We start from the raw sequence: 25,940 nt of genomic DNA on the forward strand, positions 1-25,940 counted from the left end.
ACTGTCGTCGGCATGGGAATCGTGAGGTTCGTCGACGAGACGACAAGCGGGAGTCGCAGCGAAGGCTGGGGGCTGGAGATCGCCGAGGAGCGGCTCACCGTGTGCGAGTTGATCCGGCGCCGGGTGTTCCAGGAGGTCGCCGAGTACAACGCGCGCACGCCGGAGGTCTTCCAGGGCCTCGTGCAGCCGCAGGACGCCGAGCGCGTGCTCAACGGGTACGCGATGCGCACGGCCCGCCGGATGGACCCCGAGGCGCAGACCGAGCTCGCGCTCAAGGCCTTCGCGGGCAACGGCTTCCTGGTGCTCGTGGGGGACCGTCAGGTCACCGACCTCGACGACGAGATCGAACTCGCGCTCGGCACCGAGATCACGTTTCTCAAGCTCGTGGCGCTGGTGGGTGGCTGATGCCCTACTCGAAGTCCGAGCGCGCCGAACAGGTCCGTGCGGTCGTCGACCTCGTCGCCGCCGAAGACATCGAACAGCTCGTCCCGGAACTGCTCAGGCTCGCCGAGATGACCGACGGCCACTGGAGCGGGGACCGCCAGAGCGTCTTCCACGCCATCCTCGCCGCGAGCGACCGGTTCCAGACGGAGCTCGTACACCGGCTGGCCGCCCGCTACCACGCACTGGAGCCCGGCACCCACCCGCGCCGCCACATCGTGAGCGTGTTCGCCTGCCTTCGGACGATGCGACCCGCCACCGAGGGTCAGTCGCTCGACACCCGGGCCGCGTTGATCGACCTGGCCGCGGAGCAGGACGTGCACTACGACACCGGTCAGCTCATCCGGCTCGCCGAACTGGAACAGGCCGACGGGCGGGAGCTGCCCGGCGAGTTCGTCGCCGTGGTCCGCCGCTCGTATCTGACGCTGTGGAACGGCAAGAAGACGCTGGGAGCACTGGTGGCCCAGCTCGACGGCCCCGCGGTGAACCCGGGCGAGGCATGGTCCGACCAGGCCCTCGCCGAGGTGGCCGAGCTCGGCGACGAATGGCGGCGGCTGCTCGCCCACGCGGCCACCGCGACCGCCGCCCGACCATCCGCGAAGTGGGACAAGACCGGCCGCGCGCTGATCGAGCCGCTCGGCGCCGACGAGGTACGGGAGCGGCTGCTGCCCTGGCTGCGACTGGTGGGCAGGCCGCGCACCCGCCCGCTGCTCGAACCGCGCTACGGACCCGACCCCAACGCCACCCTCGACCCGTACAACGCCGACGCGCTACGCGGCCTCACCTGGCTGCTCTCCCTCCTTCCCCCGCACCCCGAGACCGCCCGCACCCTGGGCGCCCTCGTCGAGACCGCCCTGCGCAAGGTCGCGGGCCTCGGCCCGGTGAACCCCAAGGTCGCCAACGCCGCCGTCAACGCCCTGGCCCGTATCGACGGTGAGGCCGCCCTCGCCGAACTGGCCCGCCTCGCCACCCGCGTCACCTTCAAGGGCACGCTCAAGCTGCTGAACACCGGCCTGGACGCCAGGGCGGAGGCGATGGGCCTGAGCCGCGAGGAGATCGAGGAGCTGGCCGTGCCGGCGTACGGCCTGACGGAGGCCGGCCGCGTGGAGCACCGGCTCGGCGAGGTCACGGCGTTGCTCGAAGTCCGCGGCCCCAAGGCCGTGTTGAGCTGGCGCAACGCGAGCGGCAAGGCGGTGAAGAGCGTGCCCGCCGCCGTACGACGCGATCACGCCGACGAGCTCAAGGAGTTCAAGGGCGCGGTCAAGGACATCGACAAGATGCTCTCGGCGCAGAGCGAGCGCCTGGACCGCCAGTTCCTGGCCCGCCGCACCTGGCCGTACGCCGCCTGGCGCGAGCGCTACCTCGACCACCCGCTGGTCGGCACCCTCGCCCGCCGCCTGCTCTGGACGGTCGACGGTACGCCGGTGGGGTACACGGACGGCGAGCTGCGGACCCTGGCCGACGCACCGGTGACGGAGGGCACGCACGTCGAACTCTGGCACCCGGTCGGCCACGAACCCGCCCAGATCGTCGCGTGGCGCGACTGGCTGGAGCGACACGGCATCACCCAGCCCTTCAAGCAGGCCCACCGCGAGGTGTACCTGCTGACGGACGCCGAGCGCACGACGGCGACGTACTCCAACCGCTTCGCGGCGCACGTGCTGCGCCAGCACCAGTTCCACTCCCTGGCCGCGATGCGTGGCTGGCACAACAAGCTGCGCCTGGCCGTGGACGACGAGGCGCCGCCCGCCGTCCGGGAGTTGCCCCAGTGGGGCCTGCGCGCCGAGTACTGGATCGGGGGCGACGACGGCGAGAACTACGAGGACATCACCGACTCCGGCAGCTTCCTGCGGCTGCGCACCGACCAGGTCCGCTTCTACCCGCTCGACGCCCCGCAGAACTCGGCACACTGCTGCGGCGGTGAGTACCGCATGTGGCTGCGCGACGGAGTCGACCCGGTCGACCCGCTGCCCCTGACGGACGTCCCGCCCCTGGTGCTGTCCGAAGTCCTGCGCGACGTGGACCTGTTCGTCGGCGTGGCGAGCGTCGGCAACGACCCGACCTGGCAGGACGGCGGCCCCGGTGGCCGCTTCCGCGAGTACTGGACGTCGTACGGCTTCGGTGAGCTCGGCGCGAGCGCGGAGACGCGCCGAGCCCTCCTCGAACGCCTCATACCGAGGCTGGCGATCGCCGACCGCTGCACGATCGAGGGCCGCTTCCTGCACGTGAAGGGCACACGCCACACGTACAAGATCCACCTCGGCTCGGGCAACATCCTCATGACCCCGAACGACCAGTACCTGTGCATCGTCCCCAAGTCCAACCCCGCGGCCCCACAAGCGGGTTACCTGCCGTACGAGGGTGACCGGATGCTGGCGGTGATCCTCAGCAAGGCGATGATGCTGGCCGACGACTTGAAGATCACGGACCCGACGATCCTGAGTCAGTTGTAGCGCGCCGGCCCGCCTTAAGGATCTCCGCGACGTCCAGGGTGACTTCGGCGCCGATGGATTGGGGCAGGGTGACCATCTCGCCTGGGTAGTGCGGGCGGTGGCTCTCGTAATCGTCCCCGGCTGGGTTGGTCAGGACGTGGAGGCGCTGATGCTTGCGGTCGATGATCACGTAGACCGGGATCTTGGCGGCGGCGTACGCCTTCACCTTGTCTCGCAGGTCGGTCCGATAGTTGCTGGAGGTGACTTCCAGGACCAGGCGGAAACAGACGGGGTCGTAGCAGTTGTTCTCGACGAGGTGTTCCTCGATGTCGGCGTCGACGACCACCAGATCCGGGATGGCGTAATCCTCGGTGCCGCTGGGGAGCCAGAGGCCTACTCCCTGGAGCACCTCTGTCTCGCCATCGGCGAGACCGGCTGCCATGAAGGGGGTCATGAGCCTGCTCAGAGCGCGGGCATGGGCGGCGTCCGGCGGCGGGGACACGAGGATCTGGCCTCCGATGATCTCAACGCGGTAGCCCGGGTTGCGCTCCATGAGCCGGTTGGCTTCCGCGATCAGAGGACGGTCTCCATAAGGCCGCTCGACGGCTGCAGCGGACATCACGTGCCTCCCGTGGGCTGGTGTCGAGACCATCATCGTAGGCCGGACAACACCCGCCCGTCCTTCACGATCACGTTCACTCGAACGTGTGCCCGCACGCCAAAGGGCCCCGTCTCCACCGGAAACGGGGCCCTCACAGCCGTACCGAACACGACCTCAGAAGCGACGCGTGATCAGCGCCTTCTTGACCTCGGCGATCGCCTTCGTGACCTCGATACCGCGCGGGCAGGCGTCCGTGCAGTTGAAGGTCGTGCGGCAGCGCCAGACGCCGTCCTTCTCGTTGAGGATCTCCAGGCGCTGCTCGCCGGCCTCGTCGCGCGAGTCGAAGATGAAGCGGTGCGCGTTGACGATGGCGGCCGGGCCGAAGTACTGGCCGTCGTTCCAGAAGACCGGGCACGAGGAGGTGCAGGCGGCGCAGAGGATGCACTTCGTCGTGTCGTCGAAGCGCTCACGGTCCTCGGCGGTCTGGAAGCGCTCGCGCGTCGGCTCGTTCGTGTCCTTCGTGATGAGGAAGGGCATGACGTCCCGGTACGCCTGGAAGAACGGCTCCATGTCGACCACGAGGTCCTTCAGGACCGTGAGGCCCTTGATGGGCTCGACCGTGATCGGCTTCTCGGGGTTGATGTCCTTGATCAGCGTCTTGCAGGCGAGGCGGTTCTTGCCGTTGATCCGCATCGCGTCCGAGCCGCAGATGCCGTGGGCGCAGGAACGGCGGAAGGTCAGCGTGCCGTCGACGTCCCACTTGATCTTGTGGAGGCCGTCGAGGACGCGCTCCTTCGGGTCGATCTCCAGCTGGAAGTCTTCCCAGGTCGCCTCGGCCGAGACCTCCGGGTTGAAGCGGCGGACCCGGAAGGTGACCGTGATGTACGGAGACGCGGCGGACTCGGCCTCCACCTTGTCCAGAACGGGGGTTGCCATCAGTACTTACGCTCCATCGGCTGGTAGCGGGTCTGGACGACCGGCTTGTAGTCGAGACGGACGGACTCGGTGCCGTCGTCGCCCACCTCGCGGTACGCCATGGTGTGGCGCATGAAGTTGACGTCGTCGCGGTTCGGGTAGTCCTCGCGGTAGTGACCGCCGCGGGACTCCTTGCGGGCCAGCGCGGAGACGGCCATGACCTCGGCCAGGTCGAGCAGGTTGCCCAGCTCGATGGCCTCCAGCAGGTCCGTGTTGAACCGCTTGCCCTTGTCCTGGATCGAGACGTTCTTGTAGCGCTCGCGCAGCTCCGCGATCTTCTCGACCGCCGTCTTGATCGTCTGCTCCGTGCGGAACACCATGACGTTCGCGTCCATGGTCTCCTGCAGCTCTTTGCGGAGCGTCGCCACGCGCTCGGTGCCGGTGGAGGAGCGCAGGTGCTCCACCTGGTCGATCACCAGCTCCGCCGGGTTCTCCGGCAGCTCCACGTAGTCGGCCTTCTGGCTGTACTCCGCCGCCGCGATGCCGGCCCGGCGGCCGAACACGTTGATGTCCAGCAGCGAGTTGGTGCCGAGACGGTTCGCGCCGTGGACCGAGACACAGGCGACCTCGCCGGCCGCGTACAGGCCCGGGACGACCGTGGTGTTGTCGCTGAGGACCTCACCCTCGACGTTCGTCGGGATGCCGCCCATCGCGTAGTGCGCGGTGGGCTGGATCGGGATCGGGTCCGTGTAGGGCTCGATACCGAGGTAGGTGCGCGCGAACTCGGTGATGTCCGGGAGCTTGGCGTCCAGCTGCTCCGGCGGGAGGTGCGTGAGGTCCAGGAAGACGTGGTCGCCCTCGGGACCGCAGCCACGGCCCTCGCGGATCTCCGTGTAGATGGAGCGCGAGACGACGTCACGGGACGCGAGGTCCTTCATGACCGGCGCGTACTTCTCCATGAAGCGCTCGCCGTCCTTGTTGCGGAGGATGCCGCCCTCACCACGGGCGCCCTCCGTCAGCAGGATGCCCATGCGCCAGATGCCGGTCGGGTGGAACTGGAAGAACTCCATGTCCTCAAGCGGCAGCCCGCGACGGTAGACCGCCGCCTGGCCGTCACCGGTCAGCGTGTGCGCGTTCGACGTCACCTTGAAGAACTTGCCGCAGCCGCCGGACGCGTAGATCACGGCCTTCGCCTGGAAGACGTGGATCTCACCGGTCGCGAGCTCGTACGCCACGACACCGGCCGACTTCTTGACGCCGTCGACCTCGGTGATCAGCTGGTCGAGGACGTAGAACTCGTTGAAGAACTCCACGCCCTCCTTGACGCAGTTCTGGTACAGCGTCTGGAGGATCATGTGGCCGGTGCGGTCCGCGGCGTAGCAGGACCGGCGGACCGGGGCCTCGCCGTGGTTACGGCTGTGACCGCCGAAGCGGCGCTGGTCGATCGTGCCGTTCGGGGTGCGGTTGAACGGCAGGCCCATCTTCTCCAGGTCGAGAACGGAGTCGATGGCCTCCTTCGCCAGGATCTCGGCGGCATCCTGGTCGACCAGGTAGTCACCGCCCTTGACCGTGTCGAAGGTGTGCCACTCCCAGTTGTCCTCCTCCACGTTGGCCAGCGCTGCGGCCATGCCGCCCTGCGCGGCGCCCGTGTGGGAGCGGGTGGGGTACAGCTTGGTCAGCACGGCGGTGCGGCTGCGCTTCGTCGACTCGATGGCCGCGCGCATGCCCGCGCCACCGGCGCCGACGATGACGGTGTCGTACTTGTGGATCTTCATCAGTAGTACCTCAGCCCCGTGCCTAGCGGATGTTCGGGTCGAAGGTGAAGATCACCAGCGTGCCCAGCAGGATGGTGAACACCGTGGCGGTGTAGAGCAGGCCCTTCAGCCACAGCCGGGTGTTCGCGCGCTCCGCGTAGTCGTTGATGACCGTGCGCAGGCCGTTGGCGCCGTGCAGCATCGCGAGCCACAGCATGAGCAGGTCCCAGACCTGCCAGAACGGGCTCGCCCAGCGGCCGGCCACGAAGGCGAAGCCGATCTTCGACACGCCGCCGTCCAGCACCAGCTGGATCAGCAGGTGGCCGATGACCAGGACGACGAGCACGATGCCGGACAGGCGCATGAACAGCCAGGCGGCCATCTCGAAGTTGCCCCGGGTGGACCGGGGGGTCTTCTTGGTGCGCTTGCGCGGGGCCTCGATGAGGGGGGCCGGGTTGTCGACGTTGTAGAGGGACTCGCCCTCGACGGGGCCGATACCGGTCGCGGTGGATTCAGTGGTGGACATGCGCGTCAGCTCCCGAACACTTCACGAGCGGCGTGGCCGAGGACGGGGTAGATCGCCCCGAGCATCAGCACGACCCACAGGCCGACGACGGACCAGAGCATCTGCTTCTGATAGCGCGGGCCCTTCGACCAGAAGTCGACGGCGATGACGCGGAGCCCGTTGAGTGCGTGGAAGAGGATGGCGGCGACGAGGCCGTACTCCAGCAACGCGACGATCGGCGTCTTGTAGGTGGCTACGACCTTGTCGTAGTCCTCGGGAGAGACGCGGACGAGTGCGGTGTCCAGCACGTGAACGAACAGAAAGAAGAAAATGAGGACGCCGGTGACTCGGTGAGCCACCCAGGACCACATTCCTTCCCGGCCGCGGTACAGCGTTCCAGCCGGCACGGAAGTTCCTCCGGGAGCGGGGATTGGGGCCGCGCCGGCTTGTGCTGTCGGTCGGGCCCGGCCGGGTACGGTCCACCGGCCCCCAGCATCGTAGCGATGCGCTGCCGCTGGGCTGAGCGGGGGGCGGTCGGTGTGATCAAACTGGCACGCGGATGGGTGATTGGCGGCTAATGGGGTGAGGTGTCCTGTTGGTTGCCGGGTGCGGCGCCGTTTGGGCTGGTCGCGCCCGCGCGGCGGAGCCGCAAATCGACTACAGCCCCGCGCCCCTTACGGCGTGCGTCAATCGTCCCTTTGCCAGGCGGCGGAGTTCCTCTGCCGTGACCACGCGTTCCTCGTCCGGATCGTTCGCCAATCGAGATCGGATGGCGTGCAGGACCTGGTCCAGGGCCTCTGCCGGTGGGAGGTCGGCCACGTAGATGACGAAGGCGTGGCCGAACTTGGCCTCGTATGCGGCGTTCGCCGCGTTCAGGGCGGTGTGAGCTGCCCCGTAGAGCCCCTCCGGCAGTACCGGCAACGTTTCTGCTGCCAGCGCCTCCGCGAGATCCCCGGGAGCCAGGTCGTACGCCGCCTCGTCCGAGGCCGCCAGGAGGGCGTCCAGGTCCGGGTATGGGCGGTGGTCCGCGATGCGGGTGGCCCAGCGGGGGCTGTGCAGGCAGGTCAGGAGGGTCTGGTGGACCTCGGCGGTGGGGGCGGTGTTGAAGGACTCCAGCGCGTTCGGGGGCGGTGGAGTGCGCGTCTGCTCCGGGAGCGACGGTATGGCGACTCGGCCAGGAAGGTGTGTGGGCGTCACGTGGGTTTCGGCAGGGGATTTTGGGAGAGGAGTGGTGCTCACGTTATCGAGAGTGGACGTGACGTGTCCGACGGATGCCCGAATTTCAGCCGAACGGGAGAGTTTCGGAACATGCTGTGGACGCCCGAACGTGGCAACGGAGTTACGTTGGCGAGGTGATCCAGCACAAGCACAGGCGCCGGGCACCGGTGAAGCGGGCCCTGACGCAGACGTGGGTCCTGATCATCGCGGTGGTCGTCGTCACTGTCGGGGCCGGGGTGAGCCTTGGTCTCCTGGCCACCGGCGACAACGGTGGGGCGGGCGGAAGCGAGCAGCGGCGGTCGGCCCCGGGGACCTCCGAGGCCGCCTCGTCGCCCGTCCGGAAAGAGCCGGTCGCACCGACCCCGTCACCCACTCGGTCGTATCCGCTCTCAAAGGCTCCCCAGACGATCCCGGCCGTGAGCTCCCACACCGCCGCCCGTGGGCCCGGCTGGCGTCCCGCGAGCGGGGAGCGGGTCGTCGTGAGCGACGCGAAGCTCGCCGACGAGGGGCGGCTCATCGCCGGTGAGCTGGGGCTGACGTATGCCGGCGAGAAGAAGGACTCGCGCGCCGGGGACGTGCGGCTGGCCCTGGGCGGCGCCAAGGGCGCGGACCCGGAGTCGTACACCATGACCGTGCGCGACGGGCGGGTGGCCATCAGTGGGCCGGGTGAGGCGGGGGTCTTCTACGGGACGCGGACGCTGAAGCAGGAGGTGCAGGGCGCGGGTGCGGCGCCGGAGGGCGTCGTGCGGGACGAGCCCGCCAAGCCGGTGCGCGGGTTCATGCTCGACATCGCGCGCAAGCACTTCACCGCGGACTGGATCGAGGACCGGGTGCGGGAGCTGGGGGACCTGAAGTTCAACGAGCTGGGGCTGCACTTCTCGGATGACCAGGGGTTCCGGATCGAGTCCACCTCGCATCCCGAGATCGTCTCGCAGCAGCATCTGACCAAGGCGCAGGTCAGGAAGATCGTCCAGCTGGCCGAGAGCCGGCACATCACCGTCGTGCCCGAGATCGACTCGCCCGGCCATCTGGGGGCGGTCATCGCCGCGCACCCCGATCTGCAGCTGCGCAACGTGAACGGGGCCGCGACGCGGGGTGCCATCGACATCTCCAAGGCCGAGTCCGCCGAGATCGTCGACGATCTGCTGAACGAGTACGCCGGCCTCTTCCCGGGGAGCCAGTGGCACCTCGGCGGCGACGAGTACCAGGCCCTGGTCGTCTCGAACCCCGAGGCCTCCTACCCGCAGCTCGCCACCGCCGCCCGGGCGGCCTACGGCTCCGGCGGCACGGTCGCCGACCTCGCCACCGGATGGCTCAACGACCGCGCCGCCACCGTCCGCGCCCACGACCGCACGCCGCGGGCGTGGAACGACGGGTTCTTCCGGAACACGTCCGTCCAGCCGGACAAGGACATCCGGGTGGCGTACTGGACGGGCAAGGAGATCGGCGCCCGGGTGCCGGTGGAGTACCTGCGCGCGGGGCGGCAGCTGATCAACTACAACGACGAGTTCCTCTACTACGTGCTCGGGCAGCCGCAGACCTTCGTCTACCCGACGGGTCAGCGGATCTACGAGCAGTGGACGCCGCGGGTCATCCGCGGGACGACGGCCGTGTCGGCGACCTACGACGACCAGATCCTGGGCGGGTCCTTCGCGGTGTGGTGCGATCTCGCGAACTCGCAGACGCAGGCGCAGGTCGCGGCGGGCATCCGGATGCCGCTGCGGGCGCTGACCCAGAAGCTGTGGGATCCGGGGACACCGGAACTGTCCTGGGCGCAGTTCAGGACACTCGCGGACAAGCTGGGCTGAGCCGGGGACCGGGCTGTGGATTGGCCCATACGGCTGCGAACCCCCGTACGACTGTGGTGTATTCGGCCCGAGCCGAACCGAACAGCCAGGGGGAACCGGGATGGGCTACTGGGGGTACTTCGTCGTGGGCCGCGCCGAGCGGCCGCTGGCGGAGCTGGACGCGCTGGCCGGCGCCGAGGGCATGGCCCTGCGCGACTCCGCGCCGGGCGGCTGGCAGGTGTGGGAGTACCCGAGCGGGGACGGCGAGGTCGGCAACATGAACGACCTGGCGCGCGAGACCGGGGCGCCCGCGCTCTTCGGGTACGTCATGGACAGCGCCTCGGTGGTCGTGGAGGCGGCGGCGCCGGAGAGCGGGGCGTGGACGACCTGTCTGGCGCGGGCCGCGATGGCCGGATACCTCGGCGCCGGGGACGAGGGGCTCACGCTGGAGGACTACTTCCTCGAACCCCCTGACGCCGCCGCGCGGGCCGTCGCCTGGGCCGCCGAGGCCGGGCACGAGGTGAACGTTGAGTCGGTCGTCGACGTACTCACCGCTGATGCGGACCCATTGGCCGAAAACCTCTTCTTCCGGCTGCTCGACCGGCTCGGAGTCGTGCCCCTGTGACACTCACGGGCCGTCGCACGCAGTAAGGGGAAGTGCGGGCTCCGTTAGGAAGGTGCCCGCCAGGGGCCTGTGCGGGGACCCCGACCCTCGTGAATGACCCGATTGGGGAGGCGTGGATGAGCCTGGTGGAACTGATCGCTCAGGCCGACGAACGCGGACTGGCCACCAGCGGGTTGGCTTGTTTGGATCGCTGTGTGCCCCTGCTGGGCGGTGACGACGAGGTGCTGCGGCCGCTGTGGGCGAACCTCGCGGCGGGCGGCGACCCGGCCGCCTGGGGCGGGCTGCTGGAGCAGGCGCGCTCGAAGCTGGGCATCGCGGAGATCATGGACGACGAGGACATCGAGGACGAGGCCGCGCTGCTCGCCCGGCGGATGCTGGCCGCCGCCCCGGCCGTCCGTTCGGCCGCCGAGGCTCGGATCTGGGCCGACGCCTGCTCGGTCGCCTCGCTACAGATACACCGGCTGCTCGACCCCGCGGAAGGCGACGCGTCCTCGGCGGGCGCACCGACCCAGGCGCTCAACTCCGTGCGAGCGGCCGGGGCGCCCGTCGCGGGCCGTGCGGAGGGCATGTCGCCGCTCGTCGCCGCCGAACTGCGCCGCCAGGTCAGCGTGCTGGAAATCCTCGCCGGACATGGCGTGGGCGGGCTGCGCCGGGCGCTGGAGGTGTCGACGGAGGGGCGGCGGGTGCTGCGGGCGGTGGTGTCGCGGCGGGCCCGGGGGAAGGGCTGACGGCCGGATCTGCTTCCGTGACGCGCGGATCTGCTTCCGTGACGCCCGGATCTCCATCCGTGACGCCCGGGCTCCTCCCCGCGCTTCTCTCGCTGTCATGGCACCGGCCACTTCACCACCGCGTCGCCGTACTCGGCCGTTCGCGTGTAGAAGGCGGTCAGGTCGCGGTGCGTCGCCGCGAAGAGGCCGCGGACCTCGGGTTCCGCGTCCGGCACGTCGTACGGCTGGAGCAGCCGCACGCGCGCGTGCCGCCACAGGTCGTCGAAGTCGGCCGCCCCGAGGAACCCGGCGACCCCGGTCACCTGGGACGCGGTGAGCAGCAGGAACGGGGGTCGGGAGGAGTCGGTGTGGATCACCGGGCGGCCGCCGCGGACCACGTGGCTGCGGGGGCCGTCCGGTGCTTGGTTCGGGGGGATGCCGCAGTAGAGGAGCTCGACCTCGCCATACCGCTGGTCCAGTACCTCCTCGCGATGCCGGCCGATCCGTTCCCGCACGGTGTCCCAGTCGTCCTCGAACAGGCGCTGGAACCAGGTCGCGCTGTTGCGCAGTGCCGAGGGCGGCACCGCGCGGAGATGGAAGTACGTGCTCATCAGTGACTGGAGCGCACGGGAGCGGCGAAGTGTCACCCCCGCGTCAACCTGGGCTGCCGCGTAAACCTGGTTCCTGCGGGAGTCCTGTGACTGTCGTGGGGGCGAGGTGGGGTGGTCCTGCACCGGTCCCGGGGAGCCGCCGATTCCGGGTGACGAAAAGCCGTTCGCCCACGCTCTCCAGGGTGTGACGACTCAAGCGGAGACCAGGCCCTCAGCTGCGGCGAAGCCGGTGAGGTGGGCGGCGGACGCGGTGGCGATGATGCGCGAGGGAGCGCGGCTGCGGCTCGACTACTCGGCGCAGAGCCTGTGGCGGGTCGACCGGATGATCGAGAGTCTGCGCGGCGAGGGAACGCCGTACGCCGCCGTGGAGGCCACCCTGCGCGGTCTCGGTGCGTACGCCGGTGAGGTGATCGTCCGTCAGGCCGGCGCCGAGTGGTGGGCGTCGGGCGGCGACCACTGGATCCGTACGCCCGACGGCCGGCTGTGGGACCCGATCGACGAGGCGCGGCGGACTTTCGCGGGCGACGGATCGATGCGGTTGCTGTGCCGGGACGCGACGCACGGACAGTCGTGGCGCTAGGGCGTGCCGGTGGGGCGCCGCAGGAGACATGATCCGGCCGGGACCCTGTGAATGGGCGGGGTCCCGGCCGGGTCAGGTGTGCTCCGCCGGATTACGGCGTCAGCGTCTGGCCCAGGTGGGCGTCGGTCGGGGTGCCCAGCGTGGTCTTGCTGTAGATGACCGCCTGGGTGTAGCCGAGGCCCGTGCTGTTGCTCGGGAGGTACAGGACGATGCCGTCCGTGCCGTCCTCGCCCTCCGCGCCGAACGTCAGGTCCGCGCGGCCGTAGCCCGACAGGTCGGTCAGCGAGACGGCGGAGCCGAACAGGTCGCCGGTCTCCGCGGCGCCGGGGACACCGGACGTGTCCTGCGAGAGGCGGATGGAGCCGGTGCCGGTCAGGCCGGTCGACGTGCCCCTGGCCAGGAGTGCGTCACCCGCGTTGGACTGGTTCACGCCGGAGCGCGGGAAGTCCTCGCCGGGGACGCCGGTCAGGGCGTCGGCGAAACCGTCGGCGTTGTAGTCACCCACCGAGACGGAGGCGCCGAACAGGTCGCCGGACTCGTTGCCGCCGGCGACATTCGCCGTGTCCTGGTGGATCGTCGTCATGCCGGTGGTGGTGAAGCCCGTCGATGTGCCGGGGACCATGGTGATCTGACCGCCGGAGAGACCGCCCGACTCGGACGCGACCGGCTGGCCGATGACGATGTCGTCGTAGCCGTTGCCGTTGACGTCGCCCGCGGCGATGGAGCGGCCGCCCTTGACGGAGATGACCCCGGCCTTGGTGAGGCCGGTCGCCGAGCCCGCGAAGCGGAGCACGCGGCCGATGCCGCCCGTGTCGCGGTAGTTGAGGGCGACGTCCGCGTAGCCGTCCCGGTTGAAGTCGCCGGTCGCGGCGTCCAGGTAGGCGACCGAGCCGGTGGCCGTGGTGAGCGTGCCGGTGGCCGTGGCGCCGCCGGTCAGCCGGGCGTTCCAGCTGCCGCCCTTGCCGGTGCCGGCCGCGAACACGTCCGCCTTGCCGTCGCCGTTGAAGTCGCCGACGGCGACCGTGGAGCCGAGCCCCGCGCCGGCCGCCGTGACGCTGCCCGAAGTGGTGTACGAGAAGCCGGAGTCGAGCCCCGGGCCGTACAGCACCGTGACCGAGCCGCGGTCGGCGTTGCCGCTGGTGTCGTCCTCGCCGGGCGCGCCGATCGCGAGGTCGGCGTAGCCGTCGCCGTTGACGTCGCCCCACGCCGTGGCCGCGCCGAAGTTGTCGCCGGACTCGTGGGAGCCGGGGACGCCGGTGCTGTTCTGGGTGAGCGTCCGCTTCGAGGCGGTGACCGGGCCGTCGATACCGCCCGGGACGACGGTGACGGTGCCGCCGTTGCTCAGCGCGCGGGGCGTGCCGGTGACCAGGTCGGTGATGCCGTCCCGGTTGACGTCCGAGGTGGCCAGCGCGTGCGAGATGCCCGGGGTCTTGGCGACCTGGGCGATCCGGCTGAGCTTGGTGTAGAGGCTCGCGCCGGGGCAGGCCGTGGAGTTGGTGTCCCGGTGGCCGAAGACCCGGGGCAGCGTGACGGACGTGCCCTTGGGGATCTTGTTGCCGCTGTAGCCCTGGTCCACGCCGGAGGTCAGCGTGACCTTGCCGGTCGGGTCGACGCCGTACATCCCGAACTTCCAGGCCACGATCCGCGCGATGGCGTCCAGGCCGGCGCGGCTGGGCGTGGCCTTCTCGAAGTTGCCGATGTACGAGATGCCGACCGTGTTGGTGTTGAACCCGGCGTCATGGGCGCCGATCACCGGCAGGTCCGTGCCGCCGCTGCGGCCCTCGAAGATCTGGCCGCACCGGTCTACGACGAAGTTGTAGCCGATGTCGAAGTAGCCCTGGCTGATGTGCGCTTGCTGGATGGTGCGCAGCCGGGCCGCGGACTCGGCGCAGGACAGGCCGTTGTCGCTGTCGACGCCGGTGTGGTGGACGACGGCGGCCTTGATCTCGGTGCCGTACTCCGGGGTGCCGTCGTAGTCAGTGGACGCGCCCCACTCGGCCTGCGTGATGACCGGCGGCTTGACGACCGTCGAGGGCCGGGGTGCGGGGACCGTGGGGGTCGGGGTGGGGGAGGTGGTCGGCGAGGCGGTCGGGGACGTGGACGCGGTGGGCGTCCCGGTGACCGTCGGGGTGTCCGTGGGCGTCGGGGAGTCGGTCGGTGCGGACGTGTCGGTCGGTGTGACCGTCTCCGTCGGCGTGCCGGTCTCCGTCGGTACCGGGGGCTCCGTGGCCGGCGTCGTGGTCTCCTCCGCCACGAACGCGGCCGGGCGTATCGCGCCCTCCGGGTCCGTGCCCGGGTCGAGCAGCTTGACGTCCATGCCGGCCGGCTGGCCGCCCACTTCGGTGCCGTCCGCGTTCACGACGCGCACCTCGATGCCGTCGGAGTCGCCGGTCCACACCGACTCCGTACCGCCGCGCAGGGCCGCCCGTTCGCCCTCGGCGCCGTCCGCCTGGCTCGGCTCGACCGTCACCTCATGCCAGCCGGACCACTCGCCGGTCTCGATGTCCCGGGTGCGCACCTCGGGCGTGCCCTTGGCCTTCGCCTCGGGATCGTTCCAGGTCAGCACGACCGCGCTGAAACGATTTGTCTCCTGCCTGGTCAGGCCCCTGCGGCCGGAGCCGCGGTCCTTCAGTTTGAGCGTGTGGATCGACGGCTTGCGGCCGTCCGGCTCGGCGTCGGCCGGTGCGGACGGGTCCGCGATGGCGTACGTCACGACGCCCGCGGCGCTCAGCACGACGGCGCCGACGGTCAGCCACGCACGTCTCTTGAGGCCGAGCGGTTTGTACGCATGGGTCCTGCGAGGACTCAACTGTCCCACCCCTAGGAAATGGTCACGGTCGCATCACCTGTCACACAGGTGGCACCTACAGACAGCGCACAAGTGCCGGGCACTGTCACCCAACAAGGCGGTGGGGCCGGGTCCTTGGCGGACCCGGCCCCACCTGCCGGAAGGAGCGTGGCCCCGCGGGGCCGGAGGGCGTCAGCCCGCCCAGACCTCGGCCTCGTCCGCCGGGACGGTGGTGGCCAGGCCCAGTTCCTTGCGGGCGGCGACCGTCTTGTTCGGGTCGATGCCGGTGAAGGCAGAGTCGTAGGCGATGTAGAACGCGTCGGCGTCGGCGGCGTTCGCGGCCGTCTTCCAGTGCCCGGCCGTCTTCGTCAGCTGGTCGCGGAGCTTGCCGACCTCCGCGCCCTCGATGCCCTTCAGGCCCTTGAGGTGCGTGTCGAGGGCGGCGGCGACGGCCTTGGCCTGTGCCTTGTAGCCGGGCAGGTCGTCCTCGACGGTGTCCTTCTCGGGCTGGTTCACCCACAGCGCCTCGTAGACGGCGTTCGATCCCTCCAGGTACGCGGTCTGCTCGGCCTTGAAGGACTTCGCGTTCAACTCGCCGGTGAACGTGCCCGATTCCTTGGTGTAGGTGCAGCTCACGGCGCGGTCGCCGGTCGCCCAGCTCTCCTGGGTCGGGGTGTAGTAGAAGACGGCGACGCCCTTGGGGAGCGCCCAGGTGTCCGGGGCGAGCTTCTCCGCCTCGGCCGGGCAGCGCTCGTCGGCGATGGCCGAAATCGCGTCGTCGCCGGGGTACTTGGACCCCTCGTCGATCTTGAACTCGCCGACGACCTGACCCGTGTGCGCCTCGGCGCAGGGCACGATCTCGACGGTGATCTCCGTGCCCTCGCCCTTGTTGTTCGGGTTGTAGCAGTCCCCGATGGCCAGCGAGAACACCGAACGCTGGCGGGCCACCTTCTTCGCACCGTCCGCGGCGCTGTCGACGGCGTCAGTGACATCCGAGCACCCGACCGCGCCGATCGCGAGCAGGGCGACGACGGTGGATATGCCGCGAACAGAGCGGTATGGGCTGCCATTAGACATGACGTGTACATCCCCTTATGCAAACTTTATGCGGAACGCGCGCATCGTATGCCATTCCTGTGGCGGGGCTGTGCGCAGGTCGCGGCGCTTCTGACCCTCGATGACTCCCGATGGGGCGCAATGGTTGTAGGCGGTCGCCGCGGGTGCGCCCCGGTGCCGGTGCCGGTGCGGGCCGGGGTCCGGGTGTCGTACGGCCCTCGCTGTGACACTTCTGTGAGGCCGGGCGCTGTTGAGCGTGGAGGGATGTCGGCAAGGGTGGGCGTGCCGCAAGGTGCGGATTCGTCACGAACCGGTACGGACGAGGACAGTTCTTGGGTCACGGAGGGGAGCCCCGTCGCGCGCACGCGTACGACGGGGAACTGGGCGCGGCCGTCGCGCGGGCCCAGGAAGGTGACGAGGCCGCCTTCGCGACCGCGTACCGGCTGGTGCAACCGGGACTGCTCGGATACCTGCGCGGGCTGGTCGGGGACGACGCGGAGGACGTGGCGTCCGACGCCTGGCTGGAGATCGCCCGGGACCTCGGCCGGTTCAAGGGCGACGGCGCCGGGTTCCGGGGCTGGACCGCGACCATCGCCCGGCACCGGGCGCTGGACCATCTGCGCCGGCAGCGGGTACGGCCCCGGTCGTCGGCGCTGGAACAGGACGTACTTGAGCTGCCCGGCCCGCACAGCACGCACGACCAGGCGCTGGAGTCGATGTCCACCGAGCAGGCCCTGGAACTGGTCCGCGGACTGCCGCCGGACCAGGCCGAGGCCGTGCTGCTCCGGGTGGTCGTCGGCCTCGACGGCCCCACCGCGGCACGTGTCCTGGGCAAGCGCCCGGGCGCGGTGCGGACGGCCGCGCACCGGGGACTGAAGCGGCTGGCCAAGCAGCTGGGCGTCCCTGGTGTGACGGATAACGGCCCCCGGACGCTGGGGGAATCGAAATGAACAGTGCGGGCGAGGGCGGCGACGGCGGCGGCGAGGGCGGCGAGGGCGGCACATCGGCGCCTCGATGAGGCGAGGCGGTGTGAGCGGTGAGTCATACGGGGCCTGAGAGACGTACAGGCTCTACGAGCAGGCGAGCCGAAGCGGGCGCAGCCGTCACGCGGGTTACGTAGATCACGTACGACATGTGCATCACGCAAGCCTCATACAGATCAAAGCCCCCATACAGATCAAAGATCAGGTCGGACAGGAGCGGGAAACGGACATGGGTGAACAGCGGAGCGGTGGTGGGCTGGAGGAGCTGCTATCCGCCGCCGTGCTGCGCGGGCACCCCGTGGACACCGAGGGCGAGCAGCGTGCCGTGGCGGCGTTCAGGGCCGCCCGGGACGCCGGGGCGCACCGGGCGCGCACCCGGCGCCGGGACGACTGGCGACCCCGTGGGCGACGGCGACCGTCCCACTCCGTGAAGACGGCGCTCTCCCTGTTCGTTGCGAGCCTCACGCTGGGCGGCGTGGCGTACGCGGCGATCGGCTCGTCGGACACGCCGGACGCCTCCCGCGACGACAAGGACAGGCCCACCCCGACGGCCGGCACCACCGGCCGACCGGCCACCGACCCCTCCGCCGGAGTGTCCGGCGCCCCATCCGGGAAGCCCGGCCACCCGGCGACCGCCCAGGACACCGAGGCCAAGTGCCGCGCCTACGACCAGGTGGCAGGCAGCGGCCAGGCGCTGGACTCGACGGCCTGGCAGCGGCTGGTCACGGAGGCGGGCGGTGCCGACAAGGTGGCCGCGTACTGCGCCGGGCGGCTGGCGGAGGCGAAGAGCGGACCGGACGGGAAGGCCGACGGGAGCGGGGCGGTCGAGGAGGGTGTGGCCGAGAACGGTCCGGCCGAGAGCGGTCCGGCCGAGAACGGTCAGGACCGGAGCGGCAAGAGCGGGTCTGGCAAGGGCGCCGAGAACACCGAGGACACCGACAACGCCGGGAACACCGAGAACGCCGGGAACACCGACAACGCCGGGAACACCGAGAAGAAGAACTGAGGCAACGGCCACCGCCTCCGCACCGAGGCGACGGCCCGAGACGCGATGCCCTGATGCCGACCGGGTCATCGGCTCGGCGCCATCGGCCTCTCACTCCAGCCGTACGCGCCCGGTAGGGTGAGTGGCCAAACGGACAGTAGTCCGGTACTGCGGTGCTGCCGAAATGCGGCGGTCGGCTGTCCGATCCGCCATGGAGGTGCGGGCATGGGCTGGGCAGGAGGGCGCGTAGGGCCGGGCGGTGGCGCGCCGCAGCGCTCGGACGCCCAGCGCAACCGCGAACGCATCCTGGAGGTCGCGCTGGCCGAACTCTCGCGCTCCCCGGACGTCCCGCTCAGCGCGATCGCGAAGAAGGCGGGTGTCGGGCAGGGCACCTTCTACCGCAACTTTCCCGACCGTGAGGCGCTGGTCCTGGAGGTGCACCGCCACGAGGTGCGGCAACTCGTGGACAGTGCGGAGGAGCTGCTCAAGACCCGGGAGCCCGACGACGCCCTGCGCGCGTGGATGGACAGCGTGGCCCGTTACGCCGCCACCAACGTCGGCCTGGCGGACGCGCTGCGCCAGGCCACCGGCGCGACGGGCGGCCCGGCCAAACCGGGCTACTCGCTCGTCGTCGGCGCGATCGAGCTGCTGCTCGACGCCAACCATGAGGCCGGCGCCATCCGCCCGGGGGTGACCGCCGACGACTTCATCCTCGCCATCGCCGGCCTCTTCCAGCTCGACCCCGCGGGGGACTGGCGCGCCAGGGCCACCCGGCTTCTGGACATCGTCATGGACGGGTTGCGTGCGGGGGCGCCGAGGCGGCAGGAATGGTGAACCGCGGAGACGGCCGAGGCCGCCACCCCCCACAGGAGAGGCCTCGGCCGTCGCGCGGCACGGGTCGCGCGGCGGCCCGTACTTTCTACAGCGTCATGACTGCGTTTTCTGTCACACCCGGGCGGACACTTGGCGGATTCCCGGGTAGTTGCATGTTGTACGGACATGGACGAGCAGCGGTTTCAGGCCGTAACGTGCCTTTCGCGCCGACGGCGGAGGAGACGAGACCACCGCAATGACCAGCGGCCTCGAAGCCGCAACCATCAATTGAGGAACCACGACGGCGAGCACCCGGTCCGCGAGAGCGGCGCCGGTTTAGGCGCAAAAAGGGGCATCCAGTGCTGGGGGACGACGCGGAGCTGACCGCCGCGGTGCTTGCTGCACAGGACGGGGACGAGACCGCGTTCCGGACTGTGTACCGCTCCGTGCACCCGCGGCTGCTCGGGTACGTACGGACGCTGGTCGGTGATCCCGACGCCGAGGACGTCGCCTCGGAGGCGTGGCTGCAGATAGCGCGTGACCTGGAGCGGTTCAGCGGGGACGCGGACCGCTTCCGCGGCTGGGCCGCCCGGATAGCCCGCAACCGTGCCCTGGACCACATACGCATGCGCGGCCGCCGCCCCGCGATCGGCGGCGACGAGACGGAGCTGACCGGGAAGGCCGCCGAGTCCGACACCGCGGGCGAGGCCATGGAGGCCCTGGCCACGGACGGCACCCTCTCCCTCATCGCACGGCTGCCGCAGGACCAGGCCGAGGCGGTCGTCCTGCGTGTGGTGGTGGGGCTCGACGCCAAGACGGCCGCGGAGACGCTCGGCAAGCGGCCGGGTGCCGTACGGACCGCCGCGCACCGGGGTCTGAAGCGGCTCGCCGAGCTGCTCGGCGACGATCCGGAATCGGCCGGGGTGCTCGACGCCCTGCCTCCCCAGCGAGACCCCCGCGACCGTGCGGTGACGTCCGCGAGTGTGACGCATATGCGTTCGCGGACGCAGAAGGATGTGTGATGGCCGACGAGCAGTACAGGTGGCTGGACCGCGAAACGGCGGAGCGATTGCTGCGCGGAGAGTCACTCGAAGCTGTCGACGCGGCCCATCGCGACCAGGCCGAACAGCTCGCCAAGACACTTGAGGCGCTGACCGCCGAACCCCCGCTGACCAGCGCGGAACTCCCCGGAGAAGACGCCGCGTTGGCGGCGTTCCGCGCGGCGCGCGCGAACCGGGGCGACGCCTGCGCGACCGTCGGCGAAGGCTCCGCTGCCGCTGCCGCCCAGGTCACCGACGCCGGGCTGGTCCGGATCGGCGTCCCCGGCCACGCCGCCCGGCGCCCCCGCTGGGGCCGTCCCCTGCGGCTCGGCCTCGCCGCCGCGCTGGCCGTCGGCATGGTCGGCGGCGTCGCGGTCGCGGCCGGAACCGGAGTGCTGCGGACGCCGTTCGGCTCGGACGAGCCGGGCCGCCCCGCCGCCACGGTCTCGGAGGCGGGGCCACCGGAGCGTCCCCTCGTCTCGCCCTCACCGGAGATCGGTGCGAAGGACCGGCCCAGCCCCGACGGCACCTCGAAGGCCCCCACGGCCCCCGGCACCACCCAGGACACCGCACCCGGTGGCCCCGCCGCTGACCGCGAGACCGCCGGTGCGGACCGGGACAGGCCGGCCGACCGCTTGCGGAAGGTCGTCAGGGCCTGCCGCGACCTGCGCGACGGCCAGGAGCTGTCCCGCGACCGTCGCCGAGCCCTGGAGGGCGCGGCGGGCAGTTCCAAACGCCTGTGGAAGTACTGCAAGACCGTGCTGACCGGCGCCGGCGAGAGCACCCGTGCCCAGACGGACGAGCGCAAGGGCGACGACGGCCAGGACGAGGACGACGGCCAGGGCCGAAGCCAGGGCGACGACGACGGCCAGGACGGCGGCCAGGACAGAGACAACGGCAGAGACAAGGGCCAGGACGACAAGGACCGCTCGCGCGACAGGAGCCGCGACGACGGCCACCGCACGAACGGCGCCACCCAAGCCCCGTCCACCGTCGTGGCCGGCCTCCTGCCGGACCGCGTCCAGCTCCCCACGCCCCTGCTGCCGAGCCCCGCGTTCAGCGCGCTCTGAGCGGACCCGCGGCCCAGCCTCTTCACTCCTGTCACACGCCGCGACCACGCCTCTGACCTGCGGTTTTGCACCCCGGAGAAAATCGCGCAGAAATTCTTGGCGCTACGAGTGACGTTTTCGGCCGTCGTGGCGCTGAACTGAGTGAGCCGACTGGTCATCGGCCGTCGCACAGAGCCGGGGTTCCCCCCGTACCTGCGGCTCGTGCATCGGCGCGGGCGGGACACGTTCCCCCGGTCCCGCCCGCGCCCCACTTCCGCACCTCGGGCCAGAGGCCCTCACCAGTGGACGACGACCTTGTCGCCGGTCCTCACCTGGGCGAACATCTCCGCGATCGCCCGCTCGTCCGCCACGTTGACGCAGCCGTGCGAGGCCCCCGCGTAACCCGTGGCCGCGAAGTCGGACGAGTAGTGCACCGCCTGGCCGCCGCTGAAGAACATCGCGTACGGCATCGGCGAGTCATAGAGGGTCGACACATGGTGCCGTGACTTCCAGTAGACGCTGAACACACCTTCCCGCGTCGGTGTGTACTGCGATCCGAACCGCACCGGCACCGTCAGGACCGACCGCCCGTCGATCATCCAGCGCAGCGTCCGGCTCGACTTGCTGATGCACAGCGCGCGGCCGGTCAGGCACCGCGCGTCTGGCTGGTCGGCCGGCTGCCCGCCCATCAGGTACAGGTCCCACTTGCCGGGCTCGCGCGTCATCTTCAGCAGCCGCTGCCAGGTGACCTCGTCGGTCTTCCCGGTCTTCGGCAGCCCTCGCTTGCCCTGGAAGCCCCGGACCGCCTGCTCGGTGAGATCGTCGTACGTCCCGGTCGGCCCGTCGAAGAGCCAGGCGATCTGCCGCAGGCGGGCCTGCAGCTCGCGTATGTCCCGGCCCTCGTCGCCCCGCTGCCACAGCACGGCGGGCGCCGCAGGCGTAGGCTCGGTGCTCGGCTTGTCGTCGGGCGGGGCGGACTTCGCGGACGGCGTGCCGCTCGGCAGCTCTATCCGCACGGGTGAGCGCTGCTCCTCGCCCGAGGCCTGCACGGTGCACCCGCACAGCACCGCCAGCACGGCGCCCGAGGCGAGTACCGCAGCTGATCTCCGCATGCCCTTGGTACGCATCCTGACCCCCGTCGTCTCATCGCGGCCCCCCGACCGCACGGACATCACCTGAGATGTTTCCCCGCGCGTGACCGGTTGCGAACCACGGGGCATGGTTGGAGGCGAGGGCACATCAGGCGGGCGGCAAGCACAGCACCGCGGAGGCACACCATGCGGAGGCACACACCATGACGCGCGAGTCGGAGTCCGGACTGCCCATCGAGCCGGTCTACGGGCCGGACGCGCTGACCGGCTGGGACGCCTCCGAGCAGCTGGGCGAGCCCGGCTCGTACCCCTTCACCCGCGGCGTCTACCCCACGATGTACACCGGCCGCCCCTGGACCATGCGCCAGTACGCCGGCTTCGGCACGGCGACGGAGTCCAACGCCCGCTACCGGCAGCTCATCGCCCACGGCACGACGGGCCTCTCCGTCGCCTTCGACCTGCCCACCCAGATGGGCCACGACTCCGACGCACCGATCGCGCACGGCGAGGTCGGCAAGGTGGGCGTGGCCATCGACTCGATCGACGACATGAGGGTGCTGTTCGACGGGATCCCGCTCGACAAGGTCTCGACGTCGATGACGATCAACGCCCCCGCGGCCCTGCTCCTGCTCCTCTACCAGCTGGTCGCGGAGGAGCAGGGCGTCAGCGCCGACCGGCTCACCGGCACGATCCAGAACGACGTGCTGAAGGAGTACATCGCGCGCGGGACGTACATCTTCCCGCCCAAGCCCTCGCTCCGTCTCATCGCCGACATCTTCAAGTACTGCCGGACCGAGATCCCGAAGTGGAACACGATCTCGATCTCCGGCTACCACATGGCCGAAGCGGGCGCGTCCCCCGCGCAGGAGATCGCCTTCACCCTCGCCGACGGCATCGAGTACGTCCGTACGGCGGTGGCGGCGGGCATGGACGTCGACGACTTCGCGCCCCGCCTCTCCTTCTTCTTCGTGGCCCGTACGACACTCCTGGAGGAGGTCGCCAAGTTCCGTGCGGCGCGCAGGATCTGGGCCCGGGTGATGCGGGACGAGTTCGGCGCGCAGAACCCCAAGTCCCTGATGCTCCGCTTCCACACCCAGACGGCCGGCGTCCAGCTGACCGCCCAGCAGCCGGAGGTGAACCTGGTCCGGGTCGCCGTCCAGGGCCTGGCGGCGGTGCTCGGCGGCACCCAGTCCCTGCACACCAACTCCTTCGACGAGGCGATCGCGCTCCCGACCGACAAGAGCGCGCGGCTGGCGTTGCGCACCCAGCAGGTGCTGGCGTACGAGACGGACGTGACCGCGACGGTCGACCCCTTCGCGGGCTCCTACGTCATCGAGAGGATGACCGACGACGTCGAGGCGGCGGCTGTCGCGCTGATGCGGCGGGTCGAGGACCTCGGCGGCGCGGTGTCGGCCATCGAGCACGGCTTCCAGAAGGGCGAGATCGAGCGCAGCGCGTACCGGATCGCCCAGGAGACCGACTCCGGCGAGCGGGTCGTGGTCGGCGTCAACCGCTTCCAGCTGGACGAGGAGGAGCCGTACGAGCCGCTGCGGGTGGACCCGGCGATCGAGGCCCGGCAGGCGGAGCGGCTGGCCGAGCTCCGCGCCGGCCGCGACCAACCGGCGGTGGACGCGTCCCTGGCCGCCCTGCGGAAGGCCGCCGAGGGGGAGGACAACGTCCTGTACCCGATGAGGGAGGCGCTGCGGGCTCGGGCGACGGTGGGGGAGGTGTGCGGCGCGTTGCGGGAGGTTTGGGGGACTTACGTGCCGTCGGATGCCTTCTGAGCTGGGCGATTACTTCGTACGAGTGATCACGGGCGGAACCGGCCCGTTCTCGGTTGTCCTCCTGAAGAGTCCTCCCGAAAAGGAGGTTGCCGTGGCTGTGACAGAGCGCAAGATGACGATCGCCGAAGCCGCCGACCGTGTCTCCAGCTGGCTGCCCAGACACCGCGCGGAGATTCTTCGAGGGAGCCTTATCGTGTCGCCTCCGCTGGATGAGCAGCATCAGGGAACGGTGTTCGAAGTCGGTTACGAGATCCGGCGGGCCGGGGCCAGGGAGGCCGGGCTCAAGGTTCGTCCTGGCATCGGCCTGTGGCTGACGACTGGTTCGGCGGACTATGCGATTCCGGACCTGGCCGTTGTCGAGGCCGATATCGCCGACGCACTCGTGCAGAAGAACTGCTACGCCCCGCGTGTCTTTCGCATGGTGTTGGAGGTGACTTCTTACAACTGGGCAGACGACACGGCCCTCAAGGTCGAGGTCTATGCCGAGGCCGGCATCCCCGTCTACCTTGTGGCCGACCGCCGCCACGATGAGGTCCTCCTCTACACCGACCCCGCCGACGGCAAATACCCCGACCCCGCCCGCTTCAAGCGAGGCCAGACCGTCCCCGTCCCCGAATCCGTCGGCGTCACCCTCGACCTCTCCGTCGACACCCTCCTCGACGGCGACGACTAGCGAAGTCCGAACCGGCCCAGGTAGTCCATGAGCCCGGTTGCCCGGTCCGCGGCCCACCCCACGTAGCCGTCCGGTCGTACCAGGAACAGCCCGGAGCCGTACGACTCCTGCGCCCGCCCTCGGACCACCCCTACCGTCTCCGGCACCTCGGGCGCCTCCACCTCCACCGCCACCAGCGTCCAGTGCGGCCCCCGGAACGCGTCGAACAGCCGTACCTCGCCCAGCGTCCCGTCAGGTGCGCGGTCGCCCGCTCGTACCGGACCCGGCGTCGAACGCGTCTCCTCCGTGAGGGACGACTCCCGGTATCCCAGGCCCAGTTGGCGCGTCGCCTCGCCGCGCCGGGTTTCCCCGCGGTGGACGCTGGTCGACAGGCCGAGCATGTCGGCGGCGATCGGGCGCCGTTCCTCCTCGTAGGTGTCGAGGAGCGCCGCCGGTGCGCCGCCCGTCAGCACCGACCCCAGCTTCCAGCCCAGGTTGTACGCGTCCTGGACGCTGGTGTTCAGCCCCTGGCCCCCGGCCGGTGAGTGGACATGCGCCGCGTCCCCGGCGAGGAAGACCCGCCCGTCCCGGAACCGGTCCGCCAGGGCCGCCCGGGGGCGGAAGTCCGAGGCCCAGCTGACCTCGGTCACGGCGTCGGCATCGAGGTGCGAGCGGGCGGCGACGACCTTGCGGATGCCGTCCAGGGACAGATCCACCGCCGTGCCCTCCGGGAACTGGGCGGCGATCTGGAAGTCCCGCGTGCCCGCGAGCGGGCAGATCGCCATGAAGCCGTCGGTCTCACCGTGCGGCGGGAAGACGTGCCAGTGGTCGCGGTCCAGGCCGGTCAGGCGTACGTCCGCGACCAGCATCGGGTGCGGGTCGACCGTCTCCCCGGTCATGCCGATGCCGAGACCTCGCCGTACCGCCGAACGGCCCCCGTCGGCCGCGACCACGTACTGAGCGTGGGTGCTCTCGCCGGCCGCGAAGCTCACCGTCACTCCGGCCTCGTCCTGGGTGATCCCCACCGCCTCCCGGCCGAAGGCGACCTTGCCGCCCAGCTCGGTCAGCCGCGCGAACAGGATCTGCTGGGTCCGCCACTGCGGCACCATCCACGGCTCGGTGTACGGCGAGTCGTCCGTCGCCTCGGCCGGGTCGAACATCTGGTGCGCGCCCGCCCGCTCGCCGTCCTGCCAGATCATGCCGACCGGGTAGCTGCCCCCGGCCGCGCGGATCGCGTCCAGTACGCCCAGGTCGTCGAATACCTCCATCGTGCGCGGCTGGATGCCCTTGCCGCGAGAGCCCGGGAACAGCCCCTCGGCCCGCTCCACGACCAGCGCGTCCACTCCGCGCCGGGCCAGGTCGACACCGAGGGCGAGGCCGGTCGGGCCCGCGCCCACGATGAGGACGTCGATATCGGTGCGATCCGTGTGATCGGCGTGTAGGCGATGCATCGGGCGATACTCCTTAACGTTGTTAAGTTCCGATGGCTACGAGAGTGCCCTTAACGCCGTTAAGCTGTCAAG

Annotated in this window: 24 protein-coding genes; 13 read left to right on the forward strand and 11 right to left on the reverse strand. The window is 70.5% G+C overall.

Features of this window, described 5'->3' with window-relative positions:
* Positions 1-12 precede the first annotated feature (12 nt).
* Both ACIA8X_RS24695 and ACIA8X_RS24700 read left to right on the forward strand, forming a co-directional pair.
* On the forward strand, positions 13-405 hold the full coding sequence (locus ACIA8X_RS24695) for a hypothetical protein (RefSeq protein ID WP_393453706.1): 393 nt from the start codon (positions 13-15) through the stop codon (positions 403-405).
* Complete coding sequence (locus ACIA8X_RS24700; protein ID WP_399459114.1) at positions 405-2,894, forward strand: DUF4132 domain-containing protein; 2,490 nt, start codon at positions 405-407, stop codon at positions 2,892-2,894. The genes ACIA8X_RS24695 and ACIA8X_RS24700 overlap by 1 nt, the downstream gene beginning before the upstream one ends.
* On the opposite strand, the gene ACIA8X_RS24705 is transcribed toward ACIA8X_RS24700, so the two are convergent.
* The 6 genes from ACIA8X_RS24705 to ACIA8X_RS24730 all read right to left on the reverse strand — a co-directional run bounded on the left by ACIA8X_RS24705 (position 2,863) and on the right by ACIA8X_RS24730 (position 7,845).
* Positions 2,863-3,492 (reverse strand): Uma2 family endonuclease, encoded by a 630-nt coding sequence (locus tag ACIA8X_RS24705; RefSeq protein ID WP_393453712.1) that lies wholly within the window; start codon positions 3,490-3,492, stop codon positions 2,863-2,865. The genes ACIA8X_RS24700 and ACIA8X_RS24705 overlap by 32 nt on opposite strands.
* Before the next feature lie 156 nt (positions 3,493-3,648).
* Positions 3,649-4,410 (reverse strand): succinate dehydrogenase iron-sulfur subunit, encoded by a 762-nt coding sequence (locus ACIA8X_RS24710; protein ID WP_393453715.1) that lies wholly within the window; start codon positions 4,408-4,410, stop codon positions 3,649-3,651.
* Positions 4,410-6,164: a succinate dehydrogenase flavoprotein subunit gene (sdhA, locus tag ACIA8X_RS24715; protein ID WP_393453717.1), complete on the reverse strand. Its 1,755-nt coding sequence runs from the start codon at positions 6,162-6,164 to the stop codon at positions 4,410-4,412. Before sdhA ends, ACIA8X_RS24710 begins: the two co-directional genes overlap by 1 nt.
* A gap of 22 nt (positions 6,165-6,186) precedes the next feature.
* Positions 6,187-6,669 (reverse strand): succinate dehydrogenase hydrophobic membrane anchor subunit, encoded by a 483-nt coding sequence (locus tag ACIA8X_RS24720; RefSeq protein ID WP_093905107.1) that lies wholly within the window; start codon positions 6,667-6,669, stop codon positions 6,187-6,189.
* 5 nt (positions 6,670-6,674) lie between these two features.
* Complete coding sequence (gene sdhC / locus ACIA8X_RS24725) at positions 6,675-7,055, reverse strand: succinate dehydrogenase, cytochrome b556 subunit (RefSeq protein ID WP_093905106.1); 381 nt, start codon at positions 7,053-7,055, stop codon at positions 6,675-6,677.
* A gap of 250 nt (positions 7,056-7,305) precedes the next feature.
* Positions 7,306-7,845 carry a 2-oxo-4-hydroxy-4-carboxy-5-ureidoimidazoline decarboxylase gene (locus ACIA8X_RS24730; protein WP_393453720.1) on the reverse strand — a complete coding sequence of 180 codons (540 nt, stop codon included), beginning with the start codon at positions 7,843-7,845 and terminating at the stop codon, positions 7,306-7,308.
* Between the two features lie 188 nt (positions 7,846-8,033).
* Here ACIA8X_RS24730 and ACIA8X_RS24735 point away from each other — a divergent pair, with 188 nt between their 5' ends.
* From ACIA8X_RS24735 to ACIA8X_RS24745, 3 genes are all read left to right on the forward strand, one after another.
* Positions 8,034-9,674: a glycoside hydrolase family 20 protein gene (locus ACIA8X_RS24735; RefSeq protein ID WP_393453932.1), complete on the forward strand. Its 1,641-nt coding sequence runs from the start codon at positions 8,034-8,036 to the stop codon at positions 9,672-9,674.
* 100 nt (positions 9,675-9,774) lie between these two features.
* Positions 9,775-10,278 carry a hypothetical protein gene (locus ACIA8X_RS24740; protein WP_399459116.1) on the forward strand — a complete coding sequence of 168 codons (504 nt, stop codon included), beginning with the start codon at positions 9,775-9,777 and terminating at the stop codon, positions 10,276-10,278.
* Between the two features lie 116 nt (positions 10,279-10,394).
* Positions 10,395-11,006 (forward strand): hypothetical protein, encoded by a 612-nt coding sequence (locus tag ACIA8X_RS24745; protein WP_393453726.1) that lies wholly within the window; start codon positions 10,395-10,397, stop codon positions 11,004-11,006.
* Positions 11,007-11,101: 95 nt separating this feature from the next.
* On the opposite strand, the gene ACIA8X_RS24750 is transcribed toward ACIA8X_RS24745, so the two are convergent.
* Positions 11,102-11,596, reverse strand: a complete 495-nt coding sequence (locus ACIA8X_RS24750) for a DUF1877 family protein (protein ID WP_393453729.1) — start codon at positions 11,594-11,596, stop codon at positions 11,102-11,104.
* 184 nt (positions 11,597-11,780) lie between these two features.
* Here ACIA8X_RS24750 and ACIA8X_RS24755 point away from each other — a divergent pair, with 184 nt between their 5' ends.
* Entirely contained in the window at positions 11,781-12,176 is a 396-nt protein-coding gene (locus ACIA8X_RS24755) for a hypothetical protein (RefSeq protein ID WP_399459117.1), read from the forward strand.
* 91 nt (positions 12,177-12,267) lie between these two features.
* Here the strand turns inward: ACIA8X_RS24755 and ACIA8X_RS24760 are convergent, their stop codons facing one another.
* Positions 12,268-14,985, reverse strand: a complete 2,718-nt coding sequence (locus tag ACIA8X_RS24760) for an FG-GAP-like repeat-containing protein (RefSeq protein ID WP_399459118.1) — start codon at positions 14,983-14,985, stop codon at positions 12,268-12,270.
* A 171-nt stretch (positions 14,986-15,156) separates the two neighbouring features.
* Entirely contained in the window at positions 15,157-16,041 is an 885-nt protein-coding gene (locus ACIA8X_RS24765; protein WP_393453738.1) for a septum formation family protein, read from the reverse strand.
* A 311-nt stretch (positions 16,042-16,352) separates the two neighbouring features.
* Between ACIA8X_RS24765 and ACIA8X_RS24770 the strand changes: the two genes are divergently transcribed.
* The 5 genes from ACIA8X_RS24770 (at position 16,353) to ACIA8X_RS24790 (ending at position 20,911) form a co-directional block, all read left to right on the forward strand.
* Positions 16,353-16,970, forward strand: coding sequence for an RNA polymerase sigma factor (locus ACIA8X_RS24770; RefSeq protein WP_393453741.1), 618 nt, complete (start codon positions 16,353-16,355; stop codon positions 16,968-16,970).
* A 262-nt stretch (positions 16,971-17,232) separates the two neighbouring features.
* Positions 17,233-18,009, forward strand: coding sequence for a hypothetical protein (locus tag ACIA8X_RS24775; RefSeq protein WP_399459119.1), 777 nt, complete (start codon positions 17,233-17,235; stop codon positions 18,007-18,009).
* A 204-nt stretch (positions 18,010-18,213) separates the two neighbouring features.
* Positions 18,214-18,822 (forward strand): TetR/AcrR family transcriptional regulator, encoded by a 609-nt coding sequence (locus ACIA8X_RS24780; RefSeq protein WP_399459120.1) that lies wholly within the window; start codon positions 18,214-18,216, stop codon positions 18,820-18,822.
* Positions 18,823-19,160: 338 nt separating this feature from the next.
* Positions 19,161-19,823 carry an RNA polymerase sigma factor gene (locus ACIA8X_RS24785; protein WP_093905095.1) on the forward strand — a complete coding sequence of 221 codons (663 nt, stop codon included), beginning with the start codon at positions 19,161-19,163 and terminating at the stop codon, positions 19,821-19,823.
* Entirely contained in the window at positions 19,823-20,911 is a 1,089-nt protein-coding gene (locus ACIA8X_RS24790) for a hypothetical protein (protein WP_393453751.1), read from the forward strand. Before ACIA8X_RS24785 ends, ACIA8X_RS24790 begins: the two co-directional genes overlap by 1 nt.
* Before the next feature lie 275 nt (positions 20,912-21,186).
* Here the strand turns inward: ACIA8X_RS24790 and ACIA8X_RS24795 are convergent, their stop codons facing one another.
* Complete coding sequence (locus ACIA8X_RS24795; RefSeq protein WP_399459121.1) at positions 21,187-22,002, reverse strand: L,D-transpeptidase family protein; 816 nt, start codon at positions 22,000-22,002, stop codon at positions 21,187-21,189.
* A gap of 182 nt (positions 22,003-22,184) precedes the next feature.
* Here ACIA8X_RS24795 and ACIA8X_RS24800 point away from each other — a divergent pair, with 182 nt between their 5' ends.
* Together ACIA8X_RS24800 and ACIA8X_RS24805 are read left to right on the forward strand one after the other, a co-directional pair.
* Positions 22,185-23,765 carry a methylmalonyl-CoA mutase gene (locus ACIA8X_RS24800; RefSeq protein WP_393453757.1) on the forward strand — a complete coding sequence of 527 codons (1,581 nt, stop codon included), beginning with the start codon at positions 22,185-22,187 and terminating at the stop codon, positions 23,763-23,765.
* Positions 23,755-24,438, forward strand: a complete 684-nt coding sequence (locus ACIA8X_RS24805; protein WP_399459122.1) for a Uma2 family endonuclease — start codon at positions 23,755-23,757, stop codon at positions 24,436-24,438. The genes ACIA8X_RS24800 and ACIA8X_RS24805 overlap by 11 nt, the downstream gene beginning before the upstream one ends.
* Here the strand turns inward: ACIA8X_RS24805 and ACIA8X_RS24810 are convergent.
* The gene (locus ACIA8X_RS24810; RefSeq protein WP_399459123.1) at positions 24,435-25,868 is read right to left on the reverse strand and encodes an FAD-dependent oxidoreductase; all 1,434 of its coding nucleotides are present in this window, start codon (positions 25,866-25,868) and stop codon (positions 24,435-24,437) included. The two genes, ACIA8X_RS24805 and ACIA8X_RS24810, sit on opposite strands and share 4 nt — an antisense overlap.
* Positions 25,869-25,940: the final 72 nt, after the last annotated feature.

Origin of the sequence: Streptomyces sp. NPDC051738, assembly GCF_044453205.1 — a bacterium.
Classification (GTDB): Bacteria; Actinomycetota; Actinomycetes; order Streptomycetales; family Streptomycetaceae; genus Streptomyces.